Source organism: Pyxidicoccus sp. MSG2, from assembly GCF_026626705.1.
Taxonomy (GTDB): domain Bacteria; phylum Myxococcota; class Myxococcia; order Myxococcales; family Myxococcaceae; genus Myxococcus.
The window spans coordinates 9,038,221-9,058,029 of the sequence record NZ_JAPNKC010000001.1 but is presented as its reverse complement, the minus strand read 5'-3'; the positions used below and the strand labels follow the sequence as shown (position 1 = coordinate 9,058,029).

At 66.5% G+C, this 19,809-nt stretch carries 12 protein-coding genes and 2 pseudogenes; 7 read left to right on the top strand and 7 right to left on the bottom strand.

The annotated features are described in order from the left end of the window. Nucleotides 1-127 precede the first annotated feature (127 nt). Both OV427_RS50875 and OV427_RS35500 read left to right on the top strand, forming a co-directional pair. Nucleotides 128-406 (top strand): annotated as a pseudogene (locus tag OV427_RS50875) (hypothetical protein); the annotation flags it as partial. A gap of 31 nt (nt 407-437) precedes the next feature. Then, entirely contained in the window at nt 438-680 is a 243-nt protein-coding gene (locus tag OV427_RS35500; protein WP_267860655.1) for a hypothetical protein, read from the top strand. 254 nt (nt 681-934) lie between these two features. Here the strand turns inward: OV427_RS35500 and OV427_RS35495 are convergent, their stop codons facing one another. The 7 genes and pseudogenes from OV427_RS35495 to OV427_RS35465 form a co-directional block, all read right to left on the bottom strand. Beyond that, entirely contained in the window at nt 935-1,696 is a 762-nt protein-coding gene (locus OV427_RS35495) for a hypothetical protein (protein ID WP_267860654.1), read from the bottom strand. A 188-nt stretch (nt 1,697-1,884) separates the two neighbouring features. Next, nucleotides 1,885-3,300, bottom strand: coding sequence for a DUF6265 family protein (locus tag OV427_RS35490; RefSeq protein ID WP_267860653.1), 1,416 nt, complete (start codon nt 3,298-3,300; stop codon nt 1,885-1,887). A 9-nt stretch (nt 3,301-3,309) separates the two neighbouring features. Beyond that, nucleotides 3,310-4,068: a hypothetical protein gene (locus tag OV427_RS35485; protein ID WP_267860652.1), complete on the bottom strand. Its 759-nt coding sequence runs from the start codon at nt 4,066-4,068 to the stop codon at nt 3,310-3,312. Nucleotides 4,069-4,173: 105 nt separating this feature from the next. After that, complete coding sequence (locus OV427_RS35480) at nt 4,174-6,510, bottom strand: efflux RND transporter permease subunit (RefSeq protein WP_267860651.1); 2,337 nt, start codon at nt 6,508-6,510, stop codon at nt 4,174-4,176. A 54-nt stretch (nt 6,511-6,564) separates the two neighbouring features. Then, nucleotides 6,565-7,311, bottom strand: coding sequence for an ABC transporter ATP-binding protein (locus tag OV427_RS35475; protein ID WP_267860650.1), 747 nt, complete (start codon nt 7,309-7,311; stop codon nt 6,565-6,567). 10 nt (nt 7,312-7,321) lie between these two features. Further along, on the bottom strand, nt 7,322-8,092 hold the full coding sequence (locus OV427_RS35470; protein ID WP_267860649.1) for an ABC transporter permease: 771 nt from the start codon (nt 8,090-8,092) through the stop codon (nt 7,322-7,324). Next, nucleotides 8,092-9,006: pseudogene (locus OV427_RS35465) on the bottom strand (ABC transporter substrate-binding protein); the annotation flags it as partial. The gene OV427_RS35470 and the pseudogene OV427_RS35465, both read right to left, overlap by 1 nt. A gap of 442 nt (nt 9,007-9,448) precedes the next feature. Here OV427_RS35465 and OV427_RS35460 point away from each other — a divergent pair. From OV427_RS35460 to OV427_RS35440, 5 genes are read left to right on the top strand one after another with little or no spacing between them, the layout of a single operon-like run. Then, nucleotides 9,449-10,384 carry a DUF1702 family protein gene (locus OV427_RS35460; protein ID WP_267860648.1) on the top strand — a complete coding sequence of 312 codons (936 nt, stop codon included), beginning with the start codon at nt 9,449-9,451 and terminating at the stop codon, nt 10,382-10,384. Continuing rightward, nucleotides 10,381-12,381, top strand: a complete 2,001-nt coding sequence (locus OV427_RS35455; protein ID WP_267860647.1) for a CRTAC1 family protein — start codon at nt 10,381-10,383, stop codon at nt 12,379-12,381. Before OV427_RS35460 ends, OV427_RS35455 begins: the two co-directional genes overlap by 4 nt. Beyond that, nucleotides 12,378-13,313 carry an RnfABCDGE type electron transport complex subunit D gene (locus tag OV427_RS35450; protein ID WP_267860646.1) on the top strand — a complete coding sequence of 312 codons (936 nt, stop codon included), beginning with the start codon at nt 12,378-12,380 and terminating at the stop codon, nt 13,311-13,313. The genes OV427_RS35455 and OV427_RS35450 overlap by 4 nt, the downstream gene beginning before the upstream one ends. Continuing rightward, the gene (locus OV427_RS35445) at nt 13,310-19,150 is read left to right on the top strand and encodes a type I polyketide synthase (RefSeq protein ID WP_267860645.1); all 5,841 of its coding nucleotides are present in this window, start codon (nt 13,310-13,312) and stop codon (nt 19,148-19,150) included. The genes OV427_RS35450 and OV427_RS35445 overlap by 4 nt, the downstream gene beginning before the upstream one ends. Next, entirely contained in the window at nt 19,137-19,559 is a 423-nt protein-coding gene (locus OV427_RS35440) for an acyl-CoA thioesterase (protein WP_267860644.1), read from the top strand. Before OV427_RS35445 ends, OV427_RS35440 begins: the two co-directional genes overlap by 14 nt. Nucleotides 19,560-19,809: the final 250 nt, after the last annotated feature.

Genomic DNA, 19,809 nt, shown 5'->3' with positions numbered 1-19,809 from the left:
CCTGCGAGGTGCAGCCCACACCCGGAGCCGTCTCCAAGAAGAGCGACGAGGAGAACCTCGTCCTGGCGGAGTCCATCACCTCCATGGATGAGAAGATCGGCGAGTTCCACAGCCGCTTCCCCTGGCCGTGGAACTCCTCCATGTTCGCCTCGCTCCAGGACCCCGACTTCGAGCGCACGCTGGTGAGCCAGGAGGTGGAAGACTTCAGCCACACGGCTGTGCCCCCCGTGAGGCCAACATCTGGGTGGCGGGCTGTGGAACGAACCAAGCCCTCCTCACGGCGCTGCTGTTCCCGAACGCGAAGGTGCTCGGCACGGACCTCTCGACGAAGTCGACTGAAATCTGCGCGGCCAATGCCGCCGACCTCGGCGTGAAGCACCTCAAGTTGAAGATGGAGAGCATCAACGACGCGCCCTACGTGGAGCAGTTCGACTTCATTGTGTGCACGGGGGATTCACCACACCTACGAGCCGGCCCATGCACTGGCGAGGCTGTCCCGGGCCCTCAAGCGCGACGGCTTGATGGCGCACCTCGTCTACAACAGCTTCCACCTGAGCATCACCAGCGCCTTCCAGAAGGCCATCCGGCTCATGACGCAGGGGCTGTCGTCCAACGACTACGCGGTCGCCAAGCGCCACCCCAGGACGCGCGGGCCCCACGCAAGACGGAGCAGCAGCTGAACGACGAGTTCCTGCGGACGACCTTCGAGCGAGCGACCACGATGCAGCAGAGCTACATCCGGGGGCAGGATGGGCGCTTTCGGCTCTCGTCGAAGTCCATCGCCCACCCGGCCTCGGCACCCGAGAACTCGGCCGTGGGTTCGATGTGGAGCAGGGGTCGCCGCGCCCGTGGACGCCTCACCCCGTCCCTTAGAACCGCGCGAGCTACGAGAGTGCAGCTAGAACGAGCCAACTTCAGTTCCCCGAACGGGGACTCAGCGCGAGCCCCCCATCACGAGCGTGCCTTCGACGTCCGGCTTGACTGGGGCAGTGTTGCCAGACACGGTCGTCTTGGTCATCTCTACGGTGCGCAAGGCGCTAATGCCACCGGCCCGGCCCTCGGAGCGGTTTCCCACCACTTGGCATTGAGACAGACGCATCACCCCATTGTTGCGGATGGCGCCTCCCTCGACGCGCGCGGTGTTTCCCTTGAAGGTCGAGGTCTCCGCGACGAGGGTGCCGTTGTTCCAGAGCCCTCCACCACGGTCTCCCGCTTGGTTGTCACGAATGTTGGTGTCGATGAGTGTGGCCTCTCCGGCACCCGCGACCGGCAGATTATACACCCCTCCCCCCACCCCTCCCTCTCCACGGGCACGATTGCCAACCACGTTGCTGCTCACGAGCTTCAGGACGCCGTCGTTGCGAATACCACCACCATCGTCGCCAGCGGAGTTTCCCGTGACCGTCACACGCTCAAGCACGAGTGTCCCGGTGTTCCAAAGGCCTGCTCCATCCGTATAGCCCTCAGTCGCTCCATTACGAATGGTGAGGTCGCGCACCGTCAGCTGTCCCTGCGATGCGATGTGGAAGAGGCGGAATGCGGGTGTGTTGGGAGCCGTACTCCGCTCAACGATGGCGCCATTACCTTCGATGACGACTGCTGCCGTCACAGTCGGCAACCCGCTTCCGCCTTCGAGCCCATTAACGGTGGCAATGCTGGTCAGCGAGTGGAGGCTTTCCCGGCGCAGCCGGATCACACCTCCACCCGCCCCGTTCACCGCCTCGAGCGCTGCCCTCAAGCTACATTGAGGTGAACTCCCCCCCTTGGCGCATCTCGGGTTGGAGCCATCAACCTCCACTACGAGAGAACGCTCTGTTGAAGGCGGGGCAGCCATTGCCACCGTCGAGACCAGCACGGCGGCTCCGTATAGCTTGAAGGCATTGGTCACTTGACCCTCTGGGTGTAGAGCTCAGCGACCTTGTGGTTCTCCTGGAACATCTGGATGCGACCGTTCTCGGAGTCGGTGATGAAAATCTGTCCCTTCTCGTCTACGGCCACGCCAAACGGGAACCACAATTCACCATCCGCGGTGCCGTTGCGTCCAAAGATGCCCAGCGAGGCCCCGTCAGAGGTGAACTTCTGAATGCGGTGATTGTTTGAATCCACCACGTAGACATTGCTGCTGCGCGGGTCGACGGTGATTCCCTTCGGCCGGTACATCTGACCAAGCTTCACGCCTGAATCGCCCCAGGCGTGCAGGAACTTCCCGCCCAGATCGAACTTCTGGACGCGGCCATTGTCCGTATCCGTGACGTAGAGCCACTTGTTGGCACGGTCGACGGCCAACCCCATGGGACGGTCGAACTCCCCCGTCTTGCGCCCCCGCGCCCCCCAGGTGGCGAGGAAGCGTCCCTGGTCATCGAATTTCTGAATTCGATGGTTGCCTGCATCAGAGACATAGATGTTTCCATCCTGATCCACAGCGACACCGGAAGGCTCCTCGAACTCGCCCTTCCCGGTGCCCCGGCGGCCGAACGTGAACCGGAACTTTCCGGGCAGCTCACGCATGTTCTCCGGAGCCCCGGCGGTAACCTGGATGCGGTTGTTGCCGGAGTCCGCGATGACGATGTCACCCTGGTTGTTGACGGCGACTCCCTGTGGGTATCGGAACTGCCCGGGGCCGCTCCCCTCCTCTCCCCACTTCTCGATGAACATCCCATTCCAGGTTGACAAACGGACCCGGTGATTGTTCGTGTCCGCGAAGACGAGCGTCGACATGCCGAACGGGTCCTTGAATTGGGCAATGGCCGTGGGGTTCGAATACTGGCCCACGCCCCGGCCTGGCATGCCCCACTTCAGCCGGTAGTTCGCGAGGCTTCCCGTTCCGCAGGGAATGGGCTTCATCGCGAACTCCTGCGTCTGCTTCGGCTTGTCGCCCTCGATCCTGGCGGCCAGCGAGCCGTCGTCCCGAAGCTCGTAGATGATCCGCTTCGGGAAGTCATGCTTGAGATTCTCGAAGACGGCCTTCTTCCCGTCGAGGCTCACCATCTTGAAGGCTACCGAGGGCTTCCCCATCGGCGAGGGAGTCATGGTGATGCCATCTGCCGAGGCTTCGATCTTGATGAACTCGAAGAAAGCCGTCTTCCCGCTGGCGACGACCTGAGACGTTCCCAGCATCAGGTCGCCAGCAGGTGGGCTGAAGCGCTCCTCGAGAATCTCGTTCTTCCCGGTCTCTCCACCACGCCAGCAACCGGCCATGAACGACAACTCGGATAACGACTTCGCCTGAGGCTGGGCCTGGGCCTCGTTCACCACTCCCACGCACACGCCGCACAACACAATCAAGAATCTCGAAAGCATGACCATCCCTCAGTTGCCCTTCTTCTTGGTCGGAGCGGGCGGGGGCGTCTTGGGCTGCAGCGCGGCGGCTACCCGATAGCTCGCGGCCTTGGCCACGCCCTCATTGAAGGTCGCCTCGGGGATCTGCTCCATATCCTCGCACGTCCCGTCCCCGAAGCAGAAGTTGCCCGAACAGGGGCACGGCTCGGTCACACAGATAGAGCCATCGGGAACGGACCCGCCCGTACGGGAGAAAGAATACGGCTTGTGGAAGGCCACCGTGATGTTCCGGGGCGGAATCTCCATCACGCCGGTCGCGAAGGCGACACCGGCGCGCCCCTGCCCCACTCGAACCTCATTCACATAGATATCGTAGATGGCGTTGTAGACAATCATCGCCGGGTAGTCTTTGTCCTTCTGCAGAGACACACCCAGGCTCTTCGGCTTGATTGTCTCCGAGAGCTTGATGGTGATGTACGCATCCAGGACCTTGCTGTAGCCATAGAGTTCCCACGCATCAATAATGAACTCGAACTGGCGATACCCGAGGCCGTTGCGGGCCGGCTTCTCCCGGTTCAACCTCATGAATGCATCGACCTTGAGCACCTCCGCTGGGACGGTCTCCCCCTTCAGGATGATGGGGATGGTGATGATGGAGTGCTCGAACTCCACTTCCGCGTACTCGGGAAAGCCGGTCTGCACATCACCGGCATGGGCTTGCGTTGCGCCACCTGACAGGAGAAGCCCCAAGAGTGCCCCGATGATGCGCAGACCTGATTTGTGGTTCATTCGCTTCTCCCTTGACGTGAGAACACGCCGGTAAGCCGCCGGGCACACTTCACCGACGGCGAAACAGACAACAACCCAGAGAGTACCAAGCTCTAGAAGTGCGGGTCAAACGTTTACTGCGATTTTCTGATCTGAGATTGGGTTTGGGCGCAGTCTTCGCGCCAGCCCCAGAAGCCGGGGAAGCAGCAGGAGGGTCATGAGGTACGCGGAGAACATGGCCATTCCCAACAGCAGGCCCAGGACGCGATTGGGTCTCAACGAGGACAAGGTCAGACTCAGGAAACCGAGCCCCAGGACCATGGCGTTCCAGCGGGCCGCCTTCCCAGCGGAGGCGAAGCTGTTGCGAACAGCGTCGGCATGAGCCAGGCCGGCTCTCTGGCCCTCCTTGTGTGCGTGGACGAAGTGCAGGGCGAAGTCAGTGCCGCAACCGACGGAGAGCGCCAGGAACATGCTGCTGGCGATTCCCAGCGGCAGCCCAAGGTAGCCGAGCACACCGAACACGAGTATCGAGCCAGCCAGCACGGGGACCAGTACGACGACGGCCTGGATGAGGTTCCTGAGGCCTATCAAGAGAATCAGGCCGATGCCTATCAGGCTCCAGACGATGGAGTAGAGCTGGCTTGAGATGATGGCTCGAACGACCTCGACGGCGATCGGCAGTTCCCCGCTGAAATGAGCCTTCACTCCGCGAGCTTCCAGGATGCGCGGGAGGCTTCGCTCAAGATGCTCCCGCAGCTCGGTGCCCTGGAGGAAGTCGGGAGCCCTGACCATGATGCGCACGCGAGCCATCTGTGCATCCCGCGTCTGATACTGGTCCAGGTCGATACGGCTCCTGAGGAGTATGGACAGCGCGCTCAGGGTCCGGAGGGCCTCCCCTGGCAACCGCGAGACCTCGTCCGACTTGCCCGTCATCCTTGCGAGCACACCCAGCGGGGTCAGATGGCTGATGACCCCTGCGGCATGAGGCGCGGTTGATGCAAGCCGGGAGACCTCCTCCACCAAGGCCAGTCCGTCGGCATGGCGAAAGAAATGCGGCTCCGGGCTCTCGAGGACGACGTCGAAGCGGTACGTCCCCCAGAACTGGGAATTGAAGATTTCATCCGCGGCCACGACCGGCGACGCCCTGTCAAAGTTCTCGAGCCATGAGTCCTGGATGGAGAGGAAGAAGCTGCCAGGGAGCATCACAGCGATGAGAAATACGCCGAGGCGGAACGAGGCCGTTTCGTGACGGCATATCCATGCCTCGAACGAGGACAGGGGTGAAAGCTCCGGAGCTTGCTTCGGCTGTCGCCTCCTCCACCATGCGCCGGGCATGGCGACGACCAAGGCGGGGATGAGGGTGAAGCTCGACAGCATCGCCAGAACCATCCCCATGGCCGCGAGCACCCCGAAGTCGCGGAGGGGCAGGATGGTGGATGAGGGATAGGCCAGGAATCCGGCTGCGGTGGCCAGGGAAGTGAGCACCAGCGGAGCCCCTATTTCCCTCAGCGCCGCCCGCACATGCGCCCGACGCTGCTCGGGCGAAGCCGCCGGGTTCGAGTCATGAAGGGTCTGCAGCCGCTCCATGAAGTGGATCTCATCCGCGGCCCCCATGACCATCAGGACGATGGGGAGGATGGTGGTAATCAGCGTGACCGGGATTCCCAGGTACCCCATGGTCCCCAGCACGCACGCCATGACGACCAGGACCTCCGTCATGACGGCGACCACGGCCGCCACGGTGCGCATGTACCAGTACAGCAGCAGGACCATCACCGTGACCATGATGGGAACCATCCAGAACAGGTCGCGCAGGACGAGCCGGCCGAGCAGGACCTCCGCCACCACCGGGCCGGTGACCCGCAGTTCGAATTCCGAGCCTGAGTAGGTGGCGAGCCAGCGCTCCAGAACACTGACGGCATCTCGGCGCTCGATGCCCCTGGCCAGGGGAACGTAGAGGGCCGCGGCGGAGCCGTCCCGGGAAAGGAACAGGCCTCGGGCCAGTGGATGGCGGTCGACACGCTCAAGTAGCGCCGTGGCCTCCGCTTCCGACGTTGGGGCTTCTTCCAGATACTCCCTGGCGTACTGCAGGGCAGACAGGTTCGGGTCGGGGTCTACCAGACTGGCCAGGGAACGAACCTTGTCAGCATCCGCGATGGGGAGCCGACGAACCTGGCGGTCCAGCTCCCTCAGGAAACGCAGGCCGGCGAGGCTGGCGACGCGCGGCCCGGCCACACGGGAGTTCACCAGGACGATGACCTGATCGGGGTCCCGGAAGGTCTCCGCATCAACCTCGGACTGTTCGACGACTGGATTATCGGACGGGTAGATGGCCATTCCGTCCGTACGAAGGTTGAGTCGCGGGATGCCGCTCACGAAGAACAGCGTCACCAAGAGGCCAGCCAGCAACACGAGTCTCGGCCTGGCCAGGCAGGCCTGCGTCAATCGTTCCAGCACCGGCATCTATTGACTCCACGAAGGACGAATGTGTTTTGTACCGTTCTTGCTGGAAGCGGCTCAGATGCTCGGCACGAGCTGGAGCAGCCTGTGGATGCGCGTCTTGAGCGCATGGAAGCCATCGCCGGTGAGGTCCCTTGGCCGGGGCAGCGGGTTGTCCAAGATGTCGATGATGCGCGCGGGCCGCGTGGACATCACCACGATGCGCGTGGCCAATGCGCAAGCCTCCTCGATGTCGTGCGTCACCATGACACACGTCTTGCGAGTCTCCAGCCACAGGCGAGCCAGCTCGCGGCAGTGCTCATGTCGCGTGAACGGGTCGAGCGCGCCGAAGGGCTCGTCCAGCAGGAGCATCTCTGGCTCGGCAGCCAGGGCCCTTGCGAACTCCAGCCGCTGCTTCATTCCGCCGGACAGCTGCACTGGATAGTGATTGCGGAAATCCGCGAGCCCCACGCGCGATAGCTGGCGCGCCACCTCGGCCTCACGGGCCTCGGCGGGCAGGTCCGCCAGCGGGAAGGCGACATTCTCCTCCACCGTCAACCAGGGGAAGACGCTGGGCTCCTGGGACACATAGATGCGCCGCCGGGACGGGCCCCGCACGCGCTGTCCGTCGATCTCCAGCGTGCCCGCATCCAACGCCACGAAGCCAGCGATGGCGCCCAGCAACGTCGTCTTGCCACAGCCCGAGGGCCCGACCAGCACGACGAACTCGTGCTCGCGCACCTCCAGGTCCACGTGGTCCAGAACCGTCAGGGCTTTCGCCCCGGCGCCGAATTGCTTCAGCGCCTGCTTCAGCCGGATCTTCACCACCGCATTCTCAGAAGTCGCCAGGGCGCGCTCCTCTCTGAAGCACCTGCTGCCGCTCGAGTGCGCGGAAGATTCCATCCAGCCCGAAGCCAATCACCCCGATGACCACCATGGCCGCGGTGACCAGTTCGAAGCGCAGGTTGTTGCGTGCGTCGTTGACCTGGTAGCCCAACCCGGAGCGCACGCCGAGCATCTCCGCCGCCACGACCACCACCCAGGCGATGCCCAGCGCCAGCCGCATGCCGGAGACGACCTGCGGGAGGATGGCCGGGAAGATAACGCGCGTGGCCAGCCTCACTCCGCGCACTTCGAAGTTCTCAGCCGCCTTCAGGTAGCGGTTCTCGATGGCCCGCACCGCCGAGGACGTGGACACCACCATGGGGAAGAACGCCGCCATGAAGATGAGGAAGACGGCTGACACGTCCCCACTGCCGAACCACAGCGTCGCGACAGGCAGCCAGGCAATGGGCGAGATGGGCCTCAGGAGCTGCAGGAATGGGTTGAGCGCGTAGTGCGCGCGCGCGTACCAGCCGACCCAAACGCCTAGCGGAATGCCGATGATGACCGCCAGTGTGAAGCCGTAGGAGACACGGAACACCGAGGCCACCACGTTGCGTAGCAGCGCGCCGGTGCCGGCCAGTTCAAAGAGGCCCTGTGCCGTCCCCAGGGGACCCGGCATTCCCCCGCGCGGCGCGTCGTGGGTGGCCAGCTCCCACGCTAGCAGGAACACGGCCGTGCCCACCACCCCCAGCGCTACCTGTTCGAACCGCACCTTGCGCATCACGGCGCGACGTCTCCCACCGCCGGCTTGCGCCGGGCAAAGCGCGTATCCGTATAGTCGTCGAACCCGAACGGGCTCTCCGGCGAGGACGGAGGAAAGAAGCCCAGACGCTCGGCGTAGCGCTGAATCTCCTCGAAGTCCGCGCGCGCCGGTTCCAGGTCCACGTAGCGCACCCGGTCTGGCGGTTGCGTAAGCACGTAGCGAAGCAGCTCGACGCGCTGATTGAAGTGCTCGGGTCTCGCGGCGATGGCCGCCGCCTGCATGCGGTGCGTGCGGGGCCAACCTTTTGGCACCATGGCCAGGGACGGGTCTGCGGGCCCCTCTCCTTCCACCGCCACCCCCGGAGCCAGGTCCTCGCCGGGTGAGTCGATCCACTCGCCAGAGGCCGCAATGCCATTCACCAGTTCCTGCACCAAGTCCGGCCGGTCGGCGATGAGCTTTTCATGGACCGCCAGCACGCAGGAGATGAAGTCCGGCCACACGTCCTTGGTGAAATAGAGCGGTCGCGCGATGTCCGACAGCTCCGCTGCCGCACCGAACGGCTCCCCCACGATGTACGCGTCGAACTGTCCGGTGCGCAGTCCGGCTGGCATCTCCGGCGGAGGGAACTCGATGAGCGTCACGTCGTCGTCCGTCATGGCGAACCGGTCCATCAACTTCTGGATGAGGATCCGCTGGTTGGAATAGCGATGCGGGATGGCGATGCGCTTGCCGCGCAGGTCCGCGAAAGACTGGATGGGCGCGTCCTTGCGCACCATGAGCACCGTGCCGTCACGATGTCCCAAGTAAACGATGCGGATGGGCAGGCCCCGGCGCTTCATCGTCATCGCCAGCGGAGCGAGGATGAAGGACGCCTGGAGCTCGCCAGCCTGGAATGCCTCCGTGATGGCAGCGAAGTTCGTGAACCGTCTCGACTCGAAGACGGTGCCCCTATTCGAATTTCGGGTCGCCCAACTGGTGACCGGACACGTGAGGTGTCACGTGACGGGTAGGTGCCCTACCTGTAGCTTGGCGCGTCGGGCCAGCAACTCCTGGCGATTCAGGCCCAGGTGGAGCCCGCTCACCAACGCCAGTACCGCTACCCAGACGACGGTCAATACCGCCAGTCCCGTGCGTCCACCGCGCATGGCGCTGCTCATCATTGTCGCTCCCCACCGCTCATGGCGGCGACCCCAGACAAAGAAAAGAGCCGGAGATTCCGCTGTTCCGCCTCTCACGAAGAAACCTCAACGTCCGGCATTTAGAGCCTACACAGGTTGTGGTATAGATATCCACTCCATGTTTTGGTCATCGACTGGCAAGGCGAGAGCACGCCTGACGCAACGCAACGCCGCGCCGCGAGGACTGGCGCGTTCCGTGCGCAGGCGCATCTTCGGGCTGGCTCCAGATGAGGCGAGCTTCACGAAGCGTGGTTTCCGAGGGGCGGGCGAGCCCGCGCAGGCGCGGTTGGAGCGCATCGGCTCCACGTTCATCGTCGGCTACATGGCTGCGCTGGACGACCCAGAGCCCGAATCGCTGTTGCCGGCAGTGGAGGCAGTGGACACGGAGGTCCGCGGCTTCGCGTACGAGGGCGCAGCCATGGCACTCGCCCTGCTGGACATGCTGGCACCGTGGGACCGCTCTCGGGTGCAGCGCTTCCTGGAAGGTAGCGATTACCGCCATGTCTATATGACATACGTGGGCATGGGCTGGGCGTGGGCACGCCTGGGGCGAAGCGTGGAGCCGAAACTGATGCGGGTGGACCCGCTGCTCGGCTGGCTCGCGGTGGACGGCTACGGCTTCCACGAGGGCTTCTTCCACGGCGCGCGCTACGTGGAGCAGCGGCGGCAGCAGCCCCTTTCCGGCTACGCGGCCCGAGTGTTCGATCAGGGGCTCGGCCGCAGCCTCTGGTTCGTAGAGGGCGCGGGCGTCGGGCGCATCATCGACCGGGTGCGCTCGTTCCCGGAGGCGCGGTGGCCGGACCTTTGGGCGGGCGTGGGCCTGGCTTGCACGTACGCGGGCGGTGTGGACCGTGAGGCCCTGGAGGAGCTCGCGCGCGCCACGGGCCCGCACCTCCCGCAGTTGCGCCAAGGCAGTGTGTTCGCGGCGCGGGCCCGGGAGCGCGCGGGCAACCTGGCACCCCACGTGGAACTGGCCTGCGATGTCCTCTTCGGGAAGCCCGCGTCGGTGGTTGCGCCGCTAGCGGACCAGGCGGAACGGGCGGTGACCGGAGCGCAGGGCGACACTCCGCGCTTTGAGCTCTGGAGACAGCACATCCAGCGGCTGACCGCCGCTATTTCGGGAGCAGCATGAGTGAACAGAAGAGGATGTGGTTCCAGGCCTATCTGCCGCAAATCCTGGCGGCCACCATGGTCCTGGGCCTCTACGGCTTCGCACGGCCACCCGCGAAGGATGAGGCAGCGCGCGCGGCCATGGCTTCGCGGTTCGGCTTCGAGCGGCACGAGCTTCCCTCGGTGGCCGGGCCCCCTCCTCGATCACTGCGGCCTGTCAATCCGTCACTGAAGCACATCCAGGGGTGGATATCCGCGGTCGGCGGCGCGGTGGCGCTGCACGACCTGGATTCGGATGGCCTGCCCAATGACGTGTGCTACGTGGAAACGCGCACGGACCAGGTCATCGTGGCCCCCGTGCCAGGCACTCCCTCGCGCTATGCGCCCTTCACCTTGGACGCATCGCCGCTGCCATGGGATGGCGCCACCATGGCTCCCATGGGGTGTCTCCCGAGGGACCTTAACGAGGACGGTTGGGCGGACGTGGTCGTCTACTACTGGGGCCGCACGCCGGTGGCCTTCCTCCAGAAGCCGGGCATGCCGGGGCAATCCGTGGCCCTGGGCGCGGACGCATTCACGCGCCAGGAGGTGAACCCGGTGGTGGAGCGCTGGTACAGCAACGCGGCCACCTTCGCGGACGTGGACGGTGACGGCCATCCAGACTTCATCATCACCAACTACTTCCCGGACGGCTCGCACATCATCGACGAGAACGCGCCAGTGCCAGATGGGATGCAGGATTCCATGACGCGCGCCTTCAATGGCGGGCGCAACCGCTGGCTGCGCTGGACGGGCGCCACCTCCGGCGCTGCACCTTCCGTCACCTTCCAGGAAATGCGCAGCGTGCTGGAGGACCCTGCGCTGGAGGAGCAGATCGAGCACGGATGGACGCTGGCGGTGGGCGCGGCGGACCTGGATGGGGACCTGCTGCCGGAGGTGTACTTCGCCAATGACTTCGGTCCCGACCGGATGCTGCACAACCGCTCCGAGCGGGGACGGTTCCGCTTTGCGTCGCTGTCCGGCGAGAAGGGCCTGGCCACGCCCAACTCGAAGGTGCTCGGCCGCGATTCCTTCAAGGGAATGGGCGTGGACTTCGGGGACGTCAATGGAGATGGGCTGCTGGACCTCTACGTAAGCAACATCTCGGCAGAGTACTCGTTGCTGGAGAGCCACTTTCTCTGGGAGAGCACCGGTGAGGTGGCCCGAATGAAGGACGGCGTGGCCCCGTACGTGGACCGCAGTGAGCCGCGTGGCGTGGCGCGCAGTGGCTGGGGTTGGGAGGCCCGGCTGGCCGACTTCGACAATGACGGCGTGCTGGAGGCATTGCAGGCCACCGGCTTCCTCAAGGGCAACCGCAATAGCTGGCCGGAATTGCAGGAACTGGCCACCGGCAATGACCAGATGCTGTCCCTCCCGGAGAGCTGGCCCCGCTTCCAGGGCGGTGACGACCTGAGCGGCCATCAGCACAATCCCTTCTGGGTGCAGGACTCGAGCGGACGCTTTCATGACCTGGCCCCCGAACTGGGCATCGCCACGCCCGAAGTGACGCGCGGCATCGCCACCGCCGACGTGGACGGGGACGGCGCTCTCGACTTCGCGGTGGGCAATCAGTGGGAGCCTTCTTTCGCCTACCGCAACCGCGCGGCGTCTCCGGGCGCCTTCCTGGGCCTGCGCTTGCTGCATCCGGTGGCTGGCACGCCCGCCTCCCCGCTACGAGTGGAGGCGGGGCGCGCGCCCTATGGCGGCAAGGGAACCCCCGCCCTGGGCGCCTCGGTGAAGGTGCGCCTGCCTGGCGGACGTCATCTGGTGGGCCAGGTGGACGGCGGAAACGGCCACTCCGGTAAGCGCAGCCCAGAGCTGCATTTCGGACTGGGCCGGCAGGACGCGAGCGCGAAGTTGAATGTGGAAGTGGCTTGGCGTGATGGTACCGGCCGCCCCCACCACCAGAGCCTGAACCTCACCCTTGGCTGGCACACCATCGTGCTGGGCGACGAAGGCGTCACGGAGGCTTCGCGATGAATGAAGCGATGAAGACGTGGAGTGGTGATCTGCGAGTGGCGGGTCTTCGACGCTTTGCTGTGGCCATCACGCTCCTCAACGTGCTGGGTCACACGGTGCTGGGCTTTGAGCAGGCCTGGGCGCATCCGCTCGTCTCGCTCCTGGCGGCCTACTCCGCAGAACTGCTGTTGGAGTGGGCGGGGGCACGCAGCCAGGGCCGGGCGCCGCGCTTTCTCGGCGGCGCGGGCACATTCATCGACTTTCTGCTGCCGGCTCACATCACCGGCTTAGCGGTGGCCATGCTGCTGTACGCCAACGCGCAGCTCTTGCCGGTGGCATTCGCATCGGCAACGGCAATCGCTTCGAAGACCCTCTTCCGAGTCCCGGTAGGGGGCCAGCCGCGTCACTACCTCAACCCGTCCAACTTCGGCATCACGGCAACACTCCTGCTGTTCCCGCACATCGGCATCGCGCCGCCCTATCACTTCACGGAGAACCTGCGCGGCCCGGCTGATTGGGTCCTTCCTGCCATCATCGTGTGCACAGGCACGTTTCTCAACGCGCGGTTCACCCGTCGCATCCCGCTCATCCTGGGGTGGCTGGGAGGCTTCTTGGTGCAGGCGGCGGTGCGCAGTGCGGTGGCGGGCACTCCGCTGACAGCGGCCCTGGTACCGATGACGGGTGTGGCCTTCGTCCTCTACACCTTCTACATGGTGACGGACCCGGGAACGACGCCGCAGCGCCCCGCCATGCAGGTGTGCTTCGGCGCGGGTGTGGCTGCGGCCTACGGGATGTTGGTCGCCGTGCATGTTGTCTTCGACCTATTCTTCTCACTTACGCTCATCTGCGCCGCACGCGGAGGGGCCTTGTACGTTCAGGCAATGCTAGCCCGCCGAGCCGAGCCCCTGCCTGGGGTTACCACCCTCTCCGTGCAGGGAGAGCCGCGTACATGAGTCGAGAGACTGTCCTCGCCGTCGTGGGGCTCGCGTGCCAGTATCCGGACGCGAGGTCCCCGGCGGAGCTCTGGGAGACGGTCATGGCTCAGCGCCGGGCCTTCAGGCGCATTCCTTCCGTCCGCCTGCGCCTGGAGGACTACGCCTCGCGCGACAGGACCGCTCGGGACCTGACCTACGTCGAGGAGGCAGCCGTCATCGAGGGATATGCCTTTGACCGCGTCCGCTTCCGGGTGGCGGGCAGCACCTACCGGTCTGCGGACCTGACGCACTGGCTGGCCCTGGACATGGCCTCAGAAGCGCTGCGGGACGCGGGCTTCGACGAGGGTGAGGGGCTGCCTCGCGAGACGACGGGCGTGGTCCTTGGCAACACCCTCACCGGCGAGTTCTCGCGCGCGCAGTTGATGCGGTTGCGCTGGCCCTACGTGCGCCGAATGGTGGAGGACTCGCTGCGACGCTCTGGATGGGACACCCAGCGAGTTGCGCTTTTTCTTGGGGAGCTGGAGGAGCGCTACAAGGCGCCCTTTGCGCCCGTGGGTGAGGAAACGCTAGCGGGTGGCCTGTCCAACACCATTGCCGGGCGCATCTGCAACTACTTCGACCTGAAGGGCGGCGGCTTCACGGTGGATGGCGCGTGCGCCTCGTCCCTTCTCGCCGTCACTCAGGCCTGCGCTGCTCTCGTGTCAGGCGACCTGGACGTCGCCCTCGCGGGCGGTGTGGACCTCAGCCTGGACCCGTTCGAGTTGGTGGGCTTCGCTAAGACGGGCGCGCTGGCTCCAGAGGAAATGCGCGTCTATGACCAGCGCTCGGCCGGATTCTGGCCAGGTGAGGGCTGCGGCTTCGTGGTGCTCATGCGCGCCGAGGATGCACGCGCCCGAGACCTCCGCATCCATGCGCTCGTACGTGGCTGGGGCGTATCGTCGGATGGCCATGGCGGCATCACCCGCCCCGAGGTGGCCGGCCAGCTGCTGGCACTGCGCCGCGCGTACCAGCGTGCGGGCTTTGGCATCGATACAGTCGGCTACTTCGAGGGACACGGGACGGGAACCACCGTGGGCGACACCACGGAACTGGAAGCCTTGTCCACCGCCCTACGCGAGGCGGGCCCTCGCGCAACCCCCACCGCAATCGGCTCGGTGAAGGCCAACATCGGCCACACCAAGGCCGCCGCAGGCATCGCCGGCATCATCAAGGCAGTGCAGGCGCTCCGGGCGCAGACGCTGCCGCCCACCACCGGCACCTCCCGGCCCCACGCATTGCTCACTGGGGACAACGCCATGCTGCGCGTCCTCTCGGAGGCGGAGCTGTGGCCCGCGGGCCGCCCCCTGCGCGCCTCGGTGAGTGCCATGGGCTTTGGCGGCATCAATACTCACGTCGTGCTCGAGGGCGCCCCGGGTGCGCGGAGGCAGGGACTTGCGGACCGGGAGCGGCGGCTGGCATCCTCCGCACAGGACTGCGAGTTGTTCCTGCTGGCCGCCTCCAGTGGCGAGGCATTGGCCGGCGAGGCACGGCGGCTCCGCGAGGTGGCCCGCACCCTGTCGCGAGCGGAGCTGGGGGACGCGGCCTTCGAGGTGCAGCGCCGGCTCTCCGGTGGCCGCACGCGCGCCTCGCTCGTGGCCTCCACCCCCGCGGAACTCGTAGAGCGGCTGGACATGCTCGCCGCATGGCTCGATGAGGGCGTCACGGCCCGGTTGGACCTGGAGAAAGGCGTGTGCCTGGGCATGGGCATGCGGCCTCCCCGCGTGGGATTCCTCTTCCCCGGGCAGGGCTCTCCCTCGCGCCGGACCGGCGGGGCCTGGCAGCGCCGCTTCACTCCAGTGAGTGAGCTTTACACCTCCAATCCCATCCCCGAGGGGGCGAACTTGGTATCCACGGACGTAGCCCAGAGGGCCATCGTCCAGGCCTCGCTGGCGGGGCTCCGAATGCTCGCGGAGGTGGGCATCGAGGCCTCGGTAGCCCTAGGCCATAGCCTGGGCGAGCTGGTTTCCCTGCACTGGGCCGGCGCGTTCGACGAGGCGGGGCTGCAGCGGCTGGCGCGCGTGCGGGGCCAGGCGATGGCCGACCTGGGGGCCTCGAGCGGGGCCATGGCGAGCATCGGGACCGGGTCCGCCGAAGTGGAGCCGCTGCTAGCGGGGCTCCCCGTCGTGGTGGCAGCGTGCAACTCGCGGCGGCAGACGGTGGTATCCGGCGAGTCACCCGCAGTGAACACGGTGCTTGCTCGCGCCCGCGCGGCAGGGCTCGCGGGGGTTCGCCTGGAGGTCTCTCACGCCTTCCACTCCCCGCTGGTGGCACGCGCCGCCGTGCTGCTGGAAGAGCACCTCGAGAAACACGCGCCAGGGCCCGTGCTGCGCCCGGTGGCCTCCAGCGTCTCCGGAGGCATGCTGGGAGCGGACGAGGATCTGCGCGCGCTGCTATCGAGGCAAGTGACCTCGCCCGTGCGCTTCACGGATGCGCTCGCCGCCTCGCCGCGGGTGGACCTGTGGATTGAGGTAGGGCCGGGCCACGTGCTGTCGGGGCTCGTGAGCGAGGGCTCGGGCACGCCCGTGGTGCCGCTCGATGCAGGTGGAGACTCGCTCCGGGGTCTGCTCCACGCCGTGGCCGTGGCCTACACGCTCGGCGCGCCCTGTCAGCCCGAGGCCCTCTTCACGGGCCGCTTTACCCGCTCGCTGTCGCTCGAGCGCAAACCCTCCTTCTTCGAGAACCCCTGTGAGCTGGTGCCTGACCTGCCCGGGGAAAATATTGCCGCCTCGCCCCGAATCCGCCCCGAGTCGGCCCTGGCCGCCCCCCGCCCCGAGTCCGGCATCGCCACGGTGGCCCCGTCGGCAGGCACGTCCGGGACGGTCCCAGAGGGTGCGATGGAGGAGTCGGCGCTCGCCATCGTCCGCGAGCTCGTCGCAGCCCGGGCCGAGTTGCCCGCGAGTGCCATCGGTGATGAGGACCGGCTGCTGGGCGACCTGCACCTCAACTCCATCAGCGTAGGACAGATTGTCATGGAGGCCGCACGGCGTCTGGGCATGTCCACCCATACGGCCCCCCTGGAGTACGCCCACGCGCGGGTCCGCACCGTCGCCCAGGCGCTGGAGGAACTGCGCGCCACGAGCCGTGTGGTGGCCACGCCGGAGCCGTTACTGCCCCCAGGGATCGACGCCTGGGTACGTCCCTTCGCCATCGATTGGGTGGAGCAACCGGCGCCGTGCAGCCGATCCACCCCGACCGAAGGCGCGTGGCACGTCTTTGCACCCCGAGGCCACCCACTGGCCGACGCGCTCCGCGCGAAGCCGCCCACCGTGGAAGGTGGAGGCATCGCGGTATGCCTGCCCGCCGAGCTCAACCCCGAGCACGCGCTACTTCTGCTGAAGGCCACGCACGCGGCACTCGCTGCGCCGGGGGCACCGAGGTTCCTCGTGGTGCAACACGGCGGGGGTGGCTCAGCCTTCGCCCGGACGCTGCATCAGGAGGCCCCGCACCTCGCGGTAGCTGTGGTGGACGTTCCACCGGAGCATCCTCGCGCCGAGGAGTGGATCCACGCCGAAGCCGTGGCAGCCACCCGGGGCTTCATCGAGTGCCGCTACGACTCTGCCGGCGTGCGCCGAGTTCCCCGGCTGCGACTCATCCCTCCCCATATGGGGGGAGACCTTCCCCTGGGCCCGGACGACGTGCTGCTTGTCACGGGCGGCGGCAAGGGGATTGCCGCCGAGTGCGCCCTAGACCTCGCCCAGCGCACGGGCACAAGCCTGGGCCTGCTCGGACGCTCTCGCCCCGAGAAAGACGCGGAGCTGTCCGCCAACCTCGCCCGCATCCAGAAGGCCGGGGTGAAGGTCCGCTACGTGTCTACAGACGTCACTGATGCGAAGGCGGTAAAGCAGGCCGTGCTGACGGTGGAGGCCGAGCTGGGTCCGGTGACCGCCATCCTCCACGGCGCGGGCACCAACGTGCCCCGACTGGTCGCACAACTGGACGAACGGGCTTTGCTGGCAACGCTCAACCCCAAGTACCTCGGAGCGCGCAACGTCCTCGCGGCGGTGGTACCGGAGCGACTGCGCCTCTTCGTCGCGTTCGGCTCCATCATCGGGCGCCTGGGCATGGCGGGCGAGGCGGACTATGCGCTCTCCAACGAGTGGCTGACGCGGCTCACCGAGCACCTGAGCGCGGTGAGCCCGGCATGCCGGTGCGTGTCGATGGAGTGGTCCATCTGGTCCGGTGTGGGAATGGGCGAGAAGCTAGGCCGTGTGGAGGCGCTCGCTCGGCAGGGAATCAGCGCCATCCCTCCAGACCAGGGCCTCGCCGTGCTTCGCGACCTGCTGGCGCGCCCGTCACTCCCCGTAGCGGTGGTGGTCAGCGGGCGCGTGGGTGAGCACCTCCCGCTCACCGTGGAGAGCCCGCCCCTGCCCTTCCTGCGCTTCCTGGAACGAGCGCGCGTCCACTACCCGGGCATTGAGCTGGTGGTGGAGGCGGAACTGGCCTCGGAAGCGGACCTCTCGCTGGACGACCACATCTTCCGGGGTGCGCGACTGCTGCCGGCCGTGCTCGGACTGGAGGCCATGGCCCAGGCGGTGATGGCACTGACGGGCGTGGACGCGCCCCCCGCCTTCGAGCGCGCCGCCTTCGAGCGCCCCGTGGTGGTGCCTCCCGGCCGGAAGCGGCTCATCCGCGTGGCCGCGCTCGTACGAGGGCCCGGCATCGTGGACGTGGCACTGCGCTCTGACGAGACCGGGTTCCAGGTGGACCACTTCCGGGCGACCTGTCGCGTTGACACCGCGCCCCTCCCTGCAGATAGCGCGCCTCTACTGCCGCTCGGCGTGGACCTCGCTGCGCCCCAGCCACCTGAGCCGCTGGGCGACTTCTATGGCGGTCTCTTCTTCCACGGAGGCCGCTTCCGCCGCATCGGCCACTACCACCGGCTTCGTGCCACCGAGTGCATTGCCGAGCTGACCCCGGCCAATAACGCGCCCTGGTTCGCCCGATTCCTTCCGCAGCAAATGGTGATGGGTGACCCGTCCGCCCGGGACGCGGCGATCCATGGCATTCAGGCGTGCATCCCGCATGAAGTGCTCATCCCGAGCGGCGTCGATTCCGTGCGCCCCGGAACGCCCGGCACGCCACGCTTCATCGTTGCGAAGGAGCGAAGTCGGACGGAGCGGGCCTTCGTTTACGACGTGGAGATCCGTGGCACGGAGGGGGGACTCATTGAACGCTGGGAAGGGCTCCGGCTCCAGGTGATGGAGGCCGCACCGAAGCTCGAAGCCTGGCCCGCATCCTTGCTCGCACCCTATACGGAGCGGCGCCTCGGCGAGCTGCTCAAGGGGGCCAGACTCCATGTGGCGGTCGACCAGGATGCCAGGGCGGACCGCCGGGCGCGCAGCGACCGCGCGCTGCGCATGCTGCTAGGCGGAACAGGAGAGGTCCCACGTCGGCCTGACGGCAAGCCCGTGCAGGACGGGGTCGGCGTGTCGGCGGCGCATGCTGGGGACCTGACGCTCGCCATCACCGGGCCAGGTCAAGTGGGGTGCGATCTACAGGCCGTGGAGCCTCGCCCGCCCGCCCTCTGGCAGCAACTGCTCGGGGCGGACCGCGCGGCGCTGGCGGAGTTGGTGGCCCGCGAGCATGGCGAGCCATTGGACATCGCCGCCACGCGGGTATGGGCCGCGCTGGAGTGTCTCAAGAAGGCGGGCCTTCCGGAGACGACTCCCCTGATGCTGGGCGCCGCGCTGGAAGGTGACTGGGGGCTCTTCCGGGCCGGGGGAAGAAAGCTGACCACCCTGCGGGTGGACGTGCGGGGTGCCGGGACCTCCTTGGTGCTCGCGGCACTGCCGGGGGTGACGGATGCAGGCGTTTGAGTTCAAGCACACCGTGGGGTTCGAGGAGACGAATCTCGTGGGCAATGTCTATTACGTGAACCATCTGCGCTGGCAGGGCCGCTGCCGGGAGATGTTCCTGCGCGAGCACGTGCCCTCCATCATTGAGGAACTAGGGCGGAGCCTCTCCCTGGTGACGACACGTTGCTCGTGCGAGTACCTCGACGAATTGCGCGCCTTTGACGACCTGCTCATCGAGATGCGCCTGGGCGGACTCTCACAGAACCGCGTGGCCATGCGCTTCGACTACTACCGGCTCAAGGACGGACGCCGCGAGCTGGTCGCCCGAGGTGAACAGCAGATAGCGTGCATGGCTAAAAAGGAGGAGGGAATGGTTCCCGAGCCCTTCCCTCTCGCGCTGCGCAAGGCCTTCGAGGCCTACGCGGGCTGACGGCTGGCCCCTCCAGCGCGCACGCGAAGCACCGCGCGCCGCGACCCTGCCGCACGCTTATGAGAAGCGGCAGCGTGGAAGCCATGCGTCCGTCGCCTTCTATCTTCACGGCGAGTGCATCTTGAATGCCCCGTCCACAGGAATATTTGAATAGCGGCAGGTGGATTCATGAGTCCATCGCCATTCCCGACGCAAAGACGATGGCAGGCCGCGCCGCTGGCGCAGGCCTGGCCGCTTCGGCGAGAGGCTC